The sequence below is a fragment of the Ruegeria sp. AN6 genome, from assembly GCF_056540425.1.
The window spans coordinates 127,373-140,053 of the sequence record NZ_JBQFWR010000012.1; the positions used below are offsets into that span (position 1 = coordinate 127,373).

A 12,681-nucleotide genomic window follows, 5' to 3' on the forward strand; every position below is an offset into this window, starting at 1 on the left:
TGCTCAGAGTCTCTGTTTCAGATCCGCAAGAATTTCTTCGGCAGGCGTGCCATAGGACCAGGACTGGACGAATCCAGCGTCCTTGTTGAACAGAAACAGATGAGAGGTATGCCCCATCGTATATCCATCCGGCGCAGGGGTTTGTTCGATCCGTTCGTAGAATATCGGAAAGGTCTTGGACGTTTGCGCAATCTGTTCTGGCGTGCCTGTAAGCCCAATGATCCCCGCATCGAAAAGTGGCACATACTCGGCCAGGACGGCCGGAGTGTCGCGTTCGGGGTCAATTGAAATGAAGATAGGTTGCACTTGGTTTGATTGGTCGCCCAGCCCTTCCTGCACTGCTGCTACCTCAGACAGTGTTGTAGGGCATACGTCCGGGCAGTTGGTGAACCCAAAAAACACCAACATCCATTTGCCCGCAAAGTCGTTCTGAGTACGGACAACACCAGAGTGATCTGTCAGTTCGAACCTGGCTTCGAACGGGACAGACCCCTCCTCAATCCGCGCAGGTCTATATTCTGACCACAGCATCAGATAGGCAAATGCCGCCGTTGCGACACCAGCCATTACCCATAAGATTTTCTGAAACACGGTCAGTTTCAAAGTTAGCCGTCCGCCTGTGATTCTTGGTTCAGAACGGCATGTACACCCTCTACCTGCTAGAGGTTCAAAGGGGATTTCGAGCCTGCGGCTGGGTGTCACAGGTCCACCGGCTGGAAGGTACTATTGTGCGGTGTCGACGCGAACCTACATAAGCTGTAACTTTGCAAGGAGACCCAGATGCTGACGATCGGAACGCTCGGAAAAAAGACCGGAACCAAGGTTCAGACGATCCGCTACTACGAGCAGATCGGACTTATGCCGGAACCGGGGCGCACCGAAGGTGGCCAGAGGCGTTACGGCCATGCCGAACTGGATCGCCTTGCATTCATCCGTCATTCCCGCCAATTGGGGTTTTCGCTTGAGGCGATACGCGAACTGCTTGATTTGTCCGACGATCCAGATCGCCCATGTCATGAAGCCGACAGTATCGCGCGCCGGCAACTCAAACAGATTGAGCAAAGAATGGCGCGGCTAGAAGCGTTGCGGACCGAGCTGGAGCGCATGGTGCATGAATGCAGTGGTGGCAACACCTCAGATTGTCGTGTTCTCGAAGTTCTGCGCGATCATTCCGAATGTCTTACTGATCACGAAGAAATCGGCGCGTAACCCTGGGCAGCATTGTTGCGAACTGAAATTAGCCTCTTGAAGCTATAGTCACTATAGCAATTACAAGTCTTTCAGAGTTGATTCGACGAGAGACCAAATGCTGAACCACGACCCGCTGCTTGCCGCCACACCTCTTCTTGATTTTGAAACGCCCGCAATTTCTGGGCTCATAACGGAACGGCGCTGGCCCGATCTGCCTGTCTTGGATCGAATTGGCGCTATCTATGATTTCGTGCGTAACGAGATTGCCTTTGGCTACAACCGTGCGGACGATATCCCGGCATCAGACGTACTCGCCAATGGCTATGGGCAATGCAATACCAAGGGCACTCTTCTGATGGCACTGTTTCGCGGCAGCGGTATCCGATGCCGTTTGCATGGCTTTACGATCCACAAAGAGTTGCAGAGGGGTGTGGTTCCCGAGCTTTTCTATCCGATGGCGCCGTCGGAGATTGTGCATTCATGGGTTGAAGTCGAAGCACAGGGTACGTGGCTAAAGCTGGAAGGCTTTATCCTGGATGAGCTTTTCTTGCGCGTGTTGCAACAGACTTTTCCTAAAACAAAAAACCTGTGTGGGTATGGTGTGGGGACGGATTGCCTGAGCGATCCCAAGGTCGAATGGGAAGGCCGTGACACATACATTCAAAGAAACGGCATCGTGCAGGATTTTGGGGTCTTTGACTCACCTGACTCTTTTTATGTTCGTCACAGGCAGAATTTTGGCTTTTTCCGTGAACTGATGTACCGAGTTGTCGTGAGGCATTGGATGAACTCACGTGTCAGAGCACTACGCACTGGCACGCTGGTGGCAAACGCTTCGGCAACGCATTCCCATGGGAACTCTGGTGAATCCATTTGAACGCTAGATTGGCACCAAGATTTTTCTTAAACGCAGGTGTCTTTCGGCTGAGGTGATCTTCAATCTAGCGCATTTAAAGTCTCAATAAACCAGCGTGAGGGCGTGTGTAGTAGATTATTCCGGCCAGGTTTCAAGCGAAGCATCCAACCGTCAATCACGATGGAAGAAAAGGAAAGACACGAGTCTTTTCGTGGGAGAATTGGGAAATTCCGGCCTAGTTAAACCGCTTTTGCAAGGCCGTGTTCAGCGCCTCCGACAATAACACCAGAACAATGATTGCCAACGTCACAGTCGCAGCCTTTTCATACTGAAACGACCGTACATAGGTTTGTACATACAACCCAATGCCACCGGCACCGACAATACCCAGTATCAGGCTTTCGCGCAGATTTAGCTCAAACCGAAACACGGTATCGCGCATGATCACAGGTGCCATCTGCGGCCAGATCGCCCAACGCAACTGTTGAACTCTGTTGGCCCCTGCGCTTTCAAGTGCCGCCACAGGAGCGATGGCAACATTGTCGATGGCTTCCGCATAGAACTTTGCCAACATGCCAGTCGCGTGAAATGTGATCGCCAGAATACCGGGAAGCGGACCCAATCCAACAGCACCGACCATTAGCATTGCTACCAGGATCAGCGGGATCGACCGGATAACCGCAAGCAAGGCGCGGACAGGGCGCCAAATCGTTGATGACACCATAGTTTGAGAGGCCAGAACGGCCAGTCCCGAAGACAGGATTACGGCGAACAATGTTCCCAGAATGGCGATCCTCAGTGTCTCCGCCAGCCCCGTCAGAACCTCGCGCCAAACGGACAGGTCAGGTGGGATCATGCGCCCCATAAACTCTGCCAGACGGGGGCCTGCGCCTGGTAGCTTGCCCAAACCCATATTCCCGCTGGTCAGCGACCACAGGATCGCCAGCCCCAGCATGACCCAAATGACAGATCGGACCATCAACTGACTACTCGCAGCCCAGATGTGACACTGGCGCCGTGATATAGCTCGTCGATGTCCCCGCTGGTCAATTGAGCCGACAGTTTGTCGAATAATACCACGCCATCTCGCAGGCCTATGATACGATCAGCAAAGCGGCGTGACAGTTCGGGCTGATGCGAGCTGAAAATGACGCCGATTCCGCGGCTACGTGCAGAGCTTGTGATCAGGCTCAGAATTCGTTCGGCGTGTGCAGGGTCCAAATTGCTGACGGGCTCATCCGCAAGGATCAACTCGGGTTCTTGTGCCAGACATCTGGCAATCGCAACGCGCTGCCGTTGTCCACCCGACAACTGATCGGCACGGCGGCTTGCCAGGTCGGACAGTCCCGTATCCTGAAGCGCCCGTGTCACGCACATATGGTCCTCTTCCCGAAACCGCCCCCAGAGTGAGGACCAGATATTCATCCGGCCCATCCGACCGTTCATCACATTTTGATAAACACTCTGCCGATCAACCAATGCGAATTCCTGGAAGACAAAGCCAGTATTGGCACGGTCCTCGCGGGATGGAATCCCAGTTGCCAAAAGTGGCTTTCCCAGCACCTGAGCCTCGCCCTGCCAACCATTCAAACGGCCATCCAACAACGCCAGCAACGTTGATTTGCCCGCACCGGAAGGACCGAGTAGCGCGACGCTTTCACCGGGCTGCACCGACAGTGAAACATCTGCAAGAGCTGCCGCACTGGCAAAGTTCTGCGATACCGCGTTGAGTGAAATCACAGGGTTCATTTCAGAAACCCATAGCGCCGCGCAGTCTCGCGCACGCCTTCGTAGACCGACGGATCAGCAGGGAGATAGCCGTCTGGGCCATAGAGGTAGGCCAGCAGGTGACGGTTCTCACTTTCGTTGAGGCGCAGCATGGTTTCAATGAACTTTGCCTGCAGTCCGGCGTCCAGGTCAGGGCGGGCAATGATTGCGTGGCTGGGAATTTGTTCTGATTCCGCCAGCACCTTGACTTCGGCCTGCTGATCCGGGGACAGATAGAGATCGGCATACTGGCTCGCGCCCGCCGCATCGACCAGTCCGTTGGCCATGGCCTGCATCGCTTGCTGATAACCACCGGCAAAGAATTTCTGCCCGAAAAATCTGTCGGCATCGCCCGTACCCGAGAACAGCCCGGCGCGCACAAACAGATCAAGCGGGTAGATGTAACCGGATTCCGAGACCGGATCGGAAAAAGCGATGTCACGTCCCCGGAGATCGGCCAGCGTTTCGATTCCGCTGTCACGCCGCACAAAGACACGGCCCGAATAGCTGGGTTGCCCGCGATAAACCTCGGACAAGAGCGGTACGGCGCCGATCTGGTCCTCGGCTAACACAAAGGGCAACGCTCCCATGAACGAGATATCGGCATCACCGTTGCGCAACGCCTCGACGGCGGCAGCGTGGTCGAACGTGACAAACCCCGTCACCGGGACGCCCATCTGCTCGGAAAGCCAGCCTGTAATGACGTTGATGTCACCCAACAGCTTTTCGGGGTTCTCCTGCGGGATGAAGGCCAGCTTTAGCCCCGGATCAGTTGCAGCCATCACAGGCAGGGCTGCAGACGCGGCCACAGCGGCCAGAAAAGTGCGGCGCGACAACATCAGAACATCCTCTCGTCAATTTCGGCCTGCATGGCCTTGAACAGCTCCCACTGGCGGGTGGCTTCGGTCCAGTTCCCTACCGCGCTGGCATCGCCAACCGCCCGCAGGATCGCGGCGAATTCGTAGATTTCGGGCTTGGCGTTCTGATTGACCATTACGCTGGCATCCGCCGCCAGATCAGGAGCCACTGTGTCGATCAGAACCGCTATGTTCTCGGCATCCTGCATCGGCAACAATGTATCGAGAGTGCTGGCGAATGTCGTCAGTTCCTCCCAGGACAAGCGGAAAACGCTATTGCGGCCTTCGAATATTTGATAGGGGTCTTCGCCGTCTCCGACGGCTTCGACATAGGCCGTCAGATCTGCGCGCTGTGCTTCGTCCAACCCCATATTTTTGGTGTCATTGAACCAGTCAACAACGCTGGCCAGCGTCGGCAGCGATCCGTCATGCATGTACGGTGCAGTGAAATTGACGTTGCGCAGTGTCGGGGTTTCGAATGCGGTAGCCGTGCCGCCGGGGAATGGTGGTTCAGCACTGCCGATGTCGTAGGTCAGACCATCGCGGAACTGACGGTCAGGTGTGTGACACGACGCGCAGGAATTGTCACCAAGTCCGGCAAATTTGGTGTTGAATAGCACCTCCCCGCGCTTGGCGGCATCTGACGCCAGATCGGTCAGCTTCCCGGACCGGTCGATCTTTGGGTTGGGAAGAAAGTCGAATTGTTTGACATAGGCTTCCAGCGCATCCAGTTGGAACGGCGTTGGTTCCTTTCCCGCGAATTCGGTCACAATCACGTTGCGGATGAACCGACGCAGACTGGGTTCACGCCCGTCGCGGCCATAAGGTGCGGAAAAGCGGATGCCACGCATAGAAGGCGTGTCGAGGTGATCATCGGCCCGGTCATTGAACATCGGATTGAAGAAGGACCCGTCCACATCCATGCCGCCGGGATGAGACGACAGGCCAGGAATGAAAAATTCCCGGTTCACGTCGGAGCGGTTGTGACATGTCGAGCAGGCGATCCCCAACTCGCGCGCCGGACCGCCGAAGATCTCAGGGCTGTCGAACAGCATGTCGCCATAAGCCACCAGCGGCAGATTGGCTTCATCCTCACCCGCCTCCTCGAACTGAAGAACCAATCGCGGCAGCTGCGCCTGATCACCGATGTTCGACCCTGGCGGCAGCGTGGCGGGCACGGTGATTTGTTCGCCGGAAAGAATAACTGTTTCAGGCAGCGGTGTTAACTTGTCGCGTTGGGCATACTCGGATGGCAGATAGTTGACGCGAATATAGGCAGCGACAATGGCCTGAGCTTCTGCAAATCGGTCGGCATCCACTGTTTGTGCGCCGTTGCCCAGTACTCCTGCGCTTCCAAGGGTGGAGTTTAGCACCAGCCATGCTCGGCCAAGATCGCGTGCGGCCGATGCATCCGCAGCCTTGATACCATCTTCAAATGCGCGGAACAGAGCAGCCGCTTGCGCGACCTCGCGTGCCGCTTCAGGCTGACCCAGCGCGGTCTTTGCGACATCCAGATGGCGCAGAATTCCCTCAGCAATGGCAGTTGTGCTTGCTTCGAACAGCGCCTGGCGATCTTCGCCTTTCATAGCTTGGTTAATCGCAAGCGCCTCGTTGTCGGTTACGCGTGATAAGGGAGCGACCTGAATGTCACTGCCAGGAGCAGGCGAAGTCCAACTCCTCTCAATTTCATCCCAGGGAACCGGGGTTAGATTTCCCATGAACAAGGTCAGTCGATACGCGGCAGCGCGTGGTGCCCAGGGAGATTCTTCAATCGCCGTGGCATCCGCGATCACTGGCAATGCGCAAAGAAGTGTGGACGCTATCAGGTGCTTCATAGCTCTGTCTATTAAAGTTAGCCTTGTCTAATTTAATAATGAAGGCATGCTCATTGTCAAGTTCGGCTTTCAGGTGCATACACTGGAGGCTGGATTGACGACCTGATCGTGAGCCGATGACCGAAACAAAACCGCTAAATTCAGATCGTAGTATTGATACCCAGGCGAGTGGGTTTGAGGCTGTGCGACAGGCCCACCAAAGCGAAATGGTTGAAGACTATGTTGAACTTATCGCGGAGTTAATCCATCAGAATGGCGCTGCGCGCCCGGTCGAAATAGCCGAGCGGTTAGGCGTTACCCAGCCTACGGTTTCCAAGAATTTGGCTCGTTTGAAACGAGAGGGTTTCATTGAGCAAATACCCTACCGTTCACTTCAGTTGACCGATGCAGGGCGTCAGCTAGCCGAAGCTTGCAGAAAGCGCCACCGAATTGTCGTGGAGTTCCTGATCGCATTGGGTATTTCACAGGAAGTAGCAGAGCACGACGCAGAAGGCATTGAACATCATGTCAGTGAGGAAACACTGCATGTTTTTAGAGACTTCACCAATCGCAATTCCTAACAATCCCAAGATCACAATGTTATTAGACCGAACGCGCGCGCGCCCCGCATAGTACTTTCTTGGCGAAGTACCTTGCCGCGCATCGAACTAGAGTGTTTTAAAGGTTTAGACGCCCCAATTGGCCCTGATGCGGCAAAGTGGGTATGCAGGCAACCTGAACGGGAACCATTAAGGCCGGAAAAGCCATGTTGGAGCGCTGCGCGAGATCGCGGAGAGGATCAATTTGGCGATGCTATATCGCAGGGTTGAACCGCGACGCAGGCAGTTGGTGCCGCGCCCGTTCACAGGAAAGTGACCGCCAAGCAGAGGCTGTTAATCGCATACTGCGACCGATCAAGTCTTTGACTATAGGAGGCCTCTATGAGACTTTTGCTAAGTGCATTGATCGTCGCCTTAACAACTCCAGTGCTGGCGCAAGAGGTGAAGCGCAGTATTGAGCCGGTAGCCGGCGACGTCTATTTGATGCGTAACAATTTTCATAATTCGCTTCTTGTGGCCACGGAAGAGGGTGTCGTCCGGGTCGATCCAATCAACGCAGAGGCCGGCGAATGGTTAAATTCCAATTTGGGCCAGATTGAACAGGAAAAGGTCAGCCATCTGATCTATTCGCACAGTCACGGAGATCATGCCTCAGGTGGCGCTGCACACGGGGATGCAATCGTAATTGCGCACGAGGATGCACCGGAGTCGATCGATGGCGTTGCGCCTGACATACGCGTAGGCGACACACACACGCTCAATATAGGCGGAAAGACCATCGAACTCACGAACCTTGGAGCTGGTCACGACAATCATATGCTGGTTACGATTGTCCGGCCCGAGAACGTGGCATTTATAGTGGATGTAGCAGCGCCCAAGCGGCTCCCATTCCGCGATTTTGCCCGCTCTGATATTGGAGGATGGTTCAAACAACTTGAAACCGCTCAGGCTTTGGACTTCGAAATTTTTGCACCGGGCCATGGAGCCGTCGGGACAAAATCAGATCTCGATGATGCGCGCACCTACATGGTCGACTTGCAGGCCGCCATACTCGAAGGACTCAAAGCTGGAAAGTCGGTTGAAGACTTGAAAACCGAGGTCACCATGGATGCTTATAAGGATTGGGGCCAGTACGATGCCTGGCGCCAGGAGAATATCGAAGGCATGGCTCGCTACCTCAAGGACTCCGGCCAAGCCGACTGACTCCGCGCATGGTTTCACGAGAAATAAACGAAATAGCCAAGGTTGTTGTGTCGCGTAGTGCTACAAAAGTCGGAAATATCCTTCGTTTCGATGGCTTTTCCAAGAAGTTTGTGACAGATCTTCGTGAAGTAACTGAAGGGGTGGACGCTCCGACAACTTTAATGCGCCTGGGTAGGGTACCTGACCTGCCGGTCTTGCAGTGTCCGGTTCGCGCGTACGATGCGGCCTTTGGCTTGGAAGGAACTGGCGCAGATGATTTCGATGTTTAGCTCGGCGAGAGAGCGCCGGAGCTGGGTCATGCCCGACGTGTACTCGCTGGGTTTTGGAACCCGGAACACCGTGTATTTTGTATCTGTAAAAAAGGCGACCATGCTTCAGAAGGTAGCTTCCAACGGATCAAAGTAACTGAAGGTGCTCTCCGACTTTACGAACATTAGTTCCATCAGCGTGCTGGTCACGCCATCAATGAACACGAGCAAAGTGCAGGGATCGCCGCGATCTTCGCACCGACGGTGATCCGAGCCAACAATTTGGATCAACTCGCGCTCGCTCATAGTGTGACCGACGCTGCGCGATGCCCCAATGACAGCAAAGCGCAGAAACCAGACTTTGCAAACTTTGGTGGACGAGCAAACACGGACAATCAACATCTTTCTCGGATGTAGCGGTTGCGGCCCGCTTATCCACAACAGCAGTCACCTAACTGAATTGGCGGGCACGGGATAGTTGCGTAGGAACAAAAAACACAGCAATCGCCTTCTAAAGGCTTCAAAACTGACTTGCATGATTTGCATTCATAAAACCACTGGCACGAGTCAGTTGGCATTTTCTCGATTTCAACGTGCCCACACCGAGGGCAGGTCAAAGTGCTATCCAGCACCACAGTTTGTTTTGTCATTGTCTCACATCTGCATGATTAGATAGTCGTTGATCTGCGCCTCATTGAACACGATGATCCATGCCATCGCGGTAATCGCTGTGCTTCCGACAAGCCACCATTTCAGATTTGCCATCGTCCCGTTTCGATGCGCTACGAACCACGAAACTGCCACCAGCGCTGTTGAGATGGCGAGAACATAGTAGCTTGCCGCTGCTATTTTTCCGAATACCGCCAACCAACTGCCACCCAGGCCTAACAACATCATGGCCATTGGAAGAACACAGCATGTCGCGACCCCCAGAGCGGAAACCGATCCCAAGTAGCTGAGGCTCACATATTTCTTCATCTTTCGCTCCCTGGGTACTCGATTTGATTGTGTTGAGGCATCGACATTCAGAGCGTATAACTCCTGTAGTAACTACAGGATCAAGGGGTGGCATTTCACATGATTGCGATAGGTGAAGCCTCCCGGCAAAGCGGGGTCGGAATAGAAACCATCCGTTACTACGAACGCGAAGGTATCGTACCAAGACCCGCTCGAGCTCTGAACAATCGTCGCCTCTATTCAGCAAGCGATGTGGGAAGACTTCGATTTCTGAAGAAGTGCCGCGACCTGGGGTTTCCTCTCTCAGACGCAAAGGCGTTTTTGGAGCTGTCGGAAGGAAGTGCTGAAGACTGCCGGTCAGTGAAAGAATTGGCCGAGGCTCACATTACCAGCGTTCGAAGTAAGATTGATGAACTCAGACGCCTGGAGCACGCCTTGAGTGAGCTTACGGCCAATTGTGATAGCGGAAACGTTCAATGCCCAATGCTGCAAAGACTGAGAACGATGGATGATATCTGACTCTGGCCGCTGGGTGGAATCAAAGAGTCTGAGATTTAGCCAGATCACGTCAGACCAAGGTCTGTGGTGCGGTAACAGATTGTAGTACATAGTCGATTTCACGATGAGAGCGAAAGTAACTGACCTGACGATTGGCAATTGGTCGTTGTCGCGAGTCTTTCTTGCGGCCAGCATTTTCGTGATGGGTACTGCTACCGCAATCGTCGGGGTCTGGGTGTCTAATCGAATCCAGAACGCCGTCGTGCAGAACTCCGCCAATTCCGCAGCGCTATATATGGAAAGCGTGGTTTCCCCGCTCAGCCAGGAATTAGCACATGGCGACCATCTTTCTGAGCAGGCGAGCTTGGCGCTGGACGAGATTTTCATGACTCAGCCAATGCGTGACCGCATTGTCTCCTACAAATTCTGGAAGGAAGGCGGTGTTATTGCACATGCCTCGGATACGGACATCATTGGAATTCGTTTCAATCCAACGGATGACTTAAGGCGAGCGTGGAGCGGTGATATCTCTGGTTCTTTCGAAGAGCTTGATCACGCCGAGAGCGCCGCCGAGGCGGCATTGGGGATACCATTACTTGAAGTTTACAGCCCTATCCGCGAACTCTGGTCCGGCGAAATCATCGCAGTTGCGGAGTTCTACGAAAGAGCTGATCAGCTTGAGTTAGACTTAGCCAAGGCCAGGCGAACAAGTTGGTTGGTCGTCGGTTCCGCATTTCTGGCAAGTACTATTGTTCTGTATTCCATCGTCGCAATAGGTGACAAAACTATTCGAAGACAGGGGGCTCTTCTTAAACAGCGCCTGACAGAAAGTGAGAGGATGGCAGAGCAGAATGCTCGGCTGCGGTCGCGTGTGGTCGAGGCGTCAGAAAGATATGCCACGCAAACAGATCGGTTCCTCAAGAAACTCGGTGCCGAGCTACATGATGGTCCTGCGCAATACTTGTCGCTCGCCGCCCTTAGACTGGAGGCGGCGTTTTCCAAAGAGTCCGAAAGGCCTAAAGAGGCAGAGGAAATTCAGCAGTCTTTGCAAAAGTCTCTGGCTGAAATTCGTGCAATATCGCGAGGGCTATCCGCGCCAGATATCGACAGCCTGTCACTCGTCGATGTTGTGAAGAGAGCCGTAGAGGATCACGTCGAACACAGCCCGTTGCGACCGGATATTTCATTCCTGGGTAGCCGGGCCCCAGAGTTGTCATTGTCCGACAAGCTGTGCGTTTTTCGGTTTCTTCAGGAGACGCTTTCCAATGCCGCGAGATATGCTCCAGCTTCCAAATGCACTGTTATCTCTGAGGCGCAGAACGACCGCATAGTTGTAAAGGTCAAAGACGACGGACCTGGATTTGACAGGTCAGAAGAAACCACGTTGCGAGACGATGGTGGCCAGGGGCTTATGGGCTTGCGAGATCGGGTTGAGAGTATTGGTGGCATGTTCGAAGTCGCATCGAGACCGGGCGAAGGCACCACCATTGCTATGACACTGTTTTCCAGAAAGATGAGCGCATCATGACAACCTCTATCATTATAGCGGATGATCATCCAATTTTCAGGGATGGACTGCAACGAACGTTGGATGAAGCTGATGGTTTTGAAGTTTTGGCTGCTGGGTCCAGCGCTGAAGATGCAGTATCGCTGGTCGTCACGCATCAACCGGACATAGCCATTCTTGACCTCTCGATGCCCGGTGGCGGGATAAGCGCAACACGTGAAATTGCAGCGATGGCAAATCCGCCCTTCATTGCAATCTTGACAGTCTCAGAGAACAGCAGCGATGTAGCGGACGCCTTGGAGGCGGGCGCGATTGGGTACATTGTGAAGGGCGTGACCGCGAGCGAATTGACTGCTTCCTTACACAGCATCGCCGCAGGCGAAGGGTTCGTTTCTCCGGGCTTGGCCTCGCGGGTATTGCTTCAAATCAACGCTGACACCGGCATGTCTGTTAACAGCAGCATTCTCGATGACCTTACGCATCGGGAGGAAGAAATACTGAGACGTGTGGCCAAAGGACTGAGTAATCGTGAAATCGCTGACGAGTTAGACCTTCAGGAAAAAACCGTGAAGCACTACATGACGGCAATCCTGTCAAAGCTTCATGCTCGGAATCGGGTAGAGGCTGCGCTCATTGCCCATGATGTTTGGAGCAAGGGAGATTAAATTCGGTCTATTTGACGACGATGGCGGCCTCCCACCAAGAGAAGCCGCCAACCGATCATCGACTAGAGTTGCAGTTCAGTTGGCAACCGACTGTAGCCTCCGGCGATCAGAAGCCGTTGCGTTTCTTTCCACAACAGTCCGGTTGTACGGGTCTTTCAACTCGTAACGCCCAAACTCGATCTCCTCCTTCCACCCATTGGCATAGTTCACTTCGATATTATTGCCCTGGCGTTCGATTTTCGTGGGTCGACTTCCGGCAGTGCCGCCTTGCGCAGAAGAGCGCACGTTGTCGATTGAGATACCATTCGCCAAAGACCGAAGCCTTGAGACGTCAGCACCGGTCGCAGGGCGCTCCTCAACAGTGCGATTCTGAGCATTCTTTCTCTCGTACCGCCCGTTTTCGATCTCCTCCTTGGTTCCGTCGGCGTAACGCACTTCAATGCCGTTAGCGTTTGTTTCGACCTTTGTTACTCCAGCCGAGCCCGACGGTTTGCCCCCTGCTTGAGACCGGTCCTTCTTTCCGCTGCCTTTGTTGGAGCGTTTGGAGTCATCATCATC

15 protein-coding genes and 1 pseudogene are annotated in these 12,681 nt (G+C 54.0%); 7 read left to right on the top strand and 9 right to left on the bottom strand.

The window, feature by feature from the left end; translation table 11 throughout:
• Positions 1–3: 3 nt before the first annotated feature.
• Positions 4–567, bottom strand: a complete 564-nt coding sequence (locus ACR0MQ_RS17545; protein ID WP_209251500.1) for an SCO family protein — start codon at positions 565–567, stop codon at positions 4–6.
• 213 nt (positions 568–780) lie between these two features.
• Between ACR0MQ_RS17545 and ACR0MQ_RS17550 the strand changes: the two genes are divergently transcribed.
• A complete protein-coding gene (locus tag ACR0MQ_RS17550; RefSeq protein ID WP_170634659.1) occupies positions 781–1,209 on the top strand; it encodes a MerR family transcriptional regulator in 429 nt (142 codons plus the stop codon).
• Between the two features lie 97 nt (positions 1,210–1,306).
• Positions 1,307–2,068, top strand: a complete 762-nt coding sequence (locus ACR0MQ_RS17555) for a transglutaminase-like domain-containing protein (protein ID WP_480609798.1) — start codon at positions 1,307–1,309, stop codon at positions 2,066–2,068.
• Between the two features lie 214 nt (positions 2,069–2,282).
• Here ACR0MQ_RS17555 and phnE read toward each other — a convergent pair whose 3' ends face one another.
• Genes phnE through ACR0MQ_RS17575 form a run of 4 tightly spaced genes read right to left on the bottom strand, consistent with a single transcriptional unit; the run spans position 2,283 to position 6,506 of the window.
• A complete protein-coding gene (gene phnE, locus ACR0MQ_RS17560; protein WP_480609801.1) occupies positions 2,283–3,026 on the bottom strand; it encodes a phosphonate ABC transporter, permease protein PhnE in 744 nt (247 codons plus the stop codon).
• Complete coding sequence (locus ACR0MQ_RS17565; protein WP_480609804.1) at positions 3,026–3,796, bottom strand: phosphonate ABC transporter ATP-binding protein; 771 nt, start codon at positions 3,794–3,796, stop codon at positions 3,026–3,028. The genes phnE and ACR0MQ_RS17565 overlap by 1 nt, the downstream gene beginning before the upstream one ends.
• Positions 3,793–4,653, bottom strand: coding sequence for a phosphate/phosphite/phosphonate ABC transporter substrate-binding protein (locus tag ACR0MQ_RS17570; RefSeq protein WP_480609807.1), 861 nt, complete (start codon positions 4,651–4,653; stop codon positions 3,793–3,795). The genes ACR0MQ_RS17565 and ACR0MQ_RS17570 overlap by 4 nt, the downstream gene beginning before the upstream one ends.
• Positions 4,653–6,506 carry a cytochrome c peroxidase gene (locus ACR0MQ_RS17575; protein ID WP_480609810.1) on the bottom strand — a complete coding sequence of 618 codons (1,854 nt, stop codon included), beginning with the start codon at positions 6,504–6,506 and terminating at the stop codon, positions 4,653–4,655. The genes ACR0MQ_RS17570 and ACR0MQ_RS17575 overlap by 1 nt, the downstream gene beginning before the upstream one ends.
• A 116-nt stretch (positions 6,507–6,622) precedes the next feature.
• Here ACR0MQ_RS17575 and mntR point away from each other — a divergent pair, with 116 nt between their 5' ends.
• Together mntR and ACR0MQ_RS17585 are read left to right on the top strand one after the other, a co-directional pair.
• Entirely contained in the window at positions 6,623–7,066 is a 444-nt protein-coding gene (gene mntR, locus ACR0MQ_RS17580) for a manganese-binding transcriptional regulator MntR (RefSeq protein WP_480609813.1), read from the top strand.
• Between the two features lie 360 nt (positions 7,067–7,426).
• Complete coding sequence (locus ACR0MQ_RS17585; protein WP_480609816.1) at positions 7,427–8,248, top strand: MBL fold metallo-hydrolase; 822 nt, start codon at positions 7,427–7,429, stop codon at positions 8,246–8,248.
• 179 nt (positions 8,249–8,427) lie between these two features.
• On the opposite strand, the pseudogene ACR0MQ_RS17590 reads toward ACR0MQ_RS17585, so the two are convergent.
• The 3 genes and pseudogenes from ACR0MQ_RS17590 to ACR0MQ_RS17600 form a co-directional block, all read right to left on the bottom strand.
• A pseudogene (locus ACR0MQ_RS17590) lies at positions 8,428–8,790 on the bottom strand (ISNCY family transposase); the annotation flags it as partial.
• A gap of 137 nt (positions 8,791–8,927) precedes the next feature.
• The gene (locus tag ACR0MQ_RS17595) at positions 8,928–9,146 is read right to left on the bottom strand and encodes a GDCCVxC domain-containing (seleno)protein (protein ID WP_480609819.1); all 219 of its coding nucleotides are present in this window, start codon (positions 9,144–9,146) and stop codon (positions 8,928–8,930) included.
• 4 nt (positions 9,147–9,150) lie between these two features.
• A complete protein-coding gene (locus tag ACR0MQ_RS17600; protein WP_480609822.1) occupies positions 9,151–9,474 on the bottom strand; it encodes a hypothetical protein in 324 nt (107 codons plus the stop codon).
• Between the two features lie 99 nt (positions 9,475–9,573).
• On the opposite strand from ACR0MQ_RS17600, the gene ACR0MQ_RS17605 reads away from it, so the two are divergent.
• The 3 genes from ACR0MQ_RS17605 to ACR0MQ_RS17615 all read left to right on the top strand — a co-directional run bounded on the left by ACR0MQ_RS17605 (position 9,574) and on the right by ACR0MQ_RS17615 (position 12,123).
• Positions 9,574–9,972, top strand: a complete 399-nt coding sequence (locus ACR0MQ_RS17605) for a MerR family transcriptional regulator (RefSeq protein WP_480609840.1) — start codon at positions 9,574–9,576, stop codon at positions 9,970–9,972.
• Positions 9,973–10,075: 103 nt separating this feature from the next.
• The gene (locus ACR0MQ_RS17610; protein WP_480609825.1) at positions 10,076–11,479 is read left to right on the top strand and encodes a sensor histidine kinase; all 1,404 of its coding nucleotides are present in this window, start codon (positions 10,076–10,078) and stop codon (positions 11,477–11,479) included.
• On the top strand, positions 11,476–12,123 hold the full coding sequence (locus tag ACR0MQ_RS17615; RefSeq protein ID WP_480609828.1) for a response regulator: 648 nt from the start codon (positions 11,476–11,478) through the stop codon (positions 12,121–12,123). Before ACR0MQ_RS17610 ends, ACR0MQ_RS17615 begins: the two co-directional genes overlap by 4 nt.
• A gap of 75 nt (positions 12,124–12,198) precedes the next feature.
• Here ACR0MQ_RS17615 and ACR0MQ_RS17620 read toward each other — a convergent pair.
• Positions 12,199–12,681 (bottom strand): hypothetical protein (locus ACR0MQ_RS17620; RefSeq protein WP_480609831.1); only part of this gene is annotated, 483 nt, incomplete at its 5' end.

What these genes read in the sequence shown, in the direction of transcription:
- ACR0MQ_RS17545 (WP_209251500.1), bottom strand. Translation starts at nt 567, where the DNA reads ATGGCTGGTGTCGCAACGGCGGCATTTGCCTATCTGATGCTGTGGTCA.
- ACR0MQ_RS17550 (WP_170634659.1), top strand. Translation starts at nt 781, where the DNA reads ATGCTGACGATCGGAACGCTCGGAAAAAAGACCGGAACCAAGGTTCAG.
- ACR0MQ_RS17555 (WP_480609798.1), top strand. Translation starts at nt 1,307, where the DNA reads ATGCTGAACCACGACCCGCTGCTTGCCGCCACACCTCTTCTTGATTTT.
- phnE (WP_480609801.1), bottom strand. Translation starts at nt 3,026, where the DNA reads ATGGTCCGATCTGTCATTTGGGTCATGCTGGGGCTGGCGATCCTGTGG.
- ACR0MQ_RS17565 (WP_480609804.1), bottom strand. Translation starts at nt 3,796, where the DNA reads ATGAACCCTGTGATTTCACTCAACGCGGTATCGCAGAACTTTGCCAGT.
- ACR0MQ_RS17570 (WP_480609807.1), bottom strand. Translation starts at nt 4,653, where the DNA reads ATGTTGTCGCGCCGCACTTTTCTGGCCGCTGTGGCCGCGTCTGCAGCC.
- ACR0MQ_RS17575 (WP_480609810.1), bottom strand. Translation starts at nt 6,506, where the DNA reads ATGAAGCACCTGATAGCGTCCACACTTCTTTGCGCATTGCCAGTGATC.
- mntR (WP_480609813.1), top strand. Translation starts at nt 6,623, where the DNA reads ATGACCGAAACAAAACCGCTAAATTCAGATCGTAGTATTGATACCCAG.
- ACR0MQ_RS17585 (WP_480609816.1), top strand. Translation starts at nt 7,427, where the DNA reads ATGAGACTTTTGCTAAGTGCATTGATCGTCGCCTTAACAACTCCAGTG.
- ACR0MQ_RS17595 (WP_480609819.1), bottom strand. Translation starts at nt 9,146, where the DNA reads ATGACAAAACAAACTGTGGTGCTGGATAGCACTTTGACCTGCCCTCGG.
- ACR0MQ_RS17600 (WP_480609822.1), bottom strand. Translation starts at nt 9,474, where the DNA reads ATGAAGAAATATGTGAGCCTCAGCTACTTGGGATCGGTTTCCGCTCTG.
- ACR0MQ_RS17605 (WP_480609840.1), top strand. Translation starts at nt 9,574, where the DNA reads ATGATTGCGATAGGTGAAGCCTCCCGGCAAAGCGGGGTCGGAATAGAA.
- ACR0MQ_RS17610 (WP_480609825.1), top strand. Translation starts at nt 10,076, where the DNA reads ATGAGAGCGAAAGTAACTGACCTGACGATTGGCAATTGGTCGTTGTCG.
- ACR0MQ_RS17615 (WP_480609828.1), top strand. Translation starts at nt 11,476, where the DNA reads ATGACAACCTCTATCATTATAGCGGATGATCATCCAATTTTCAGGGAT.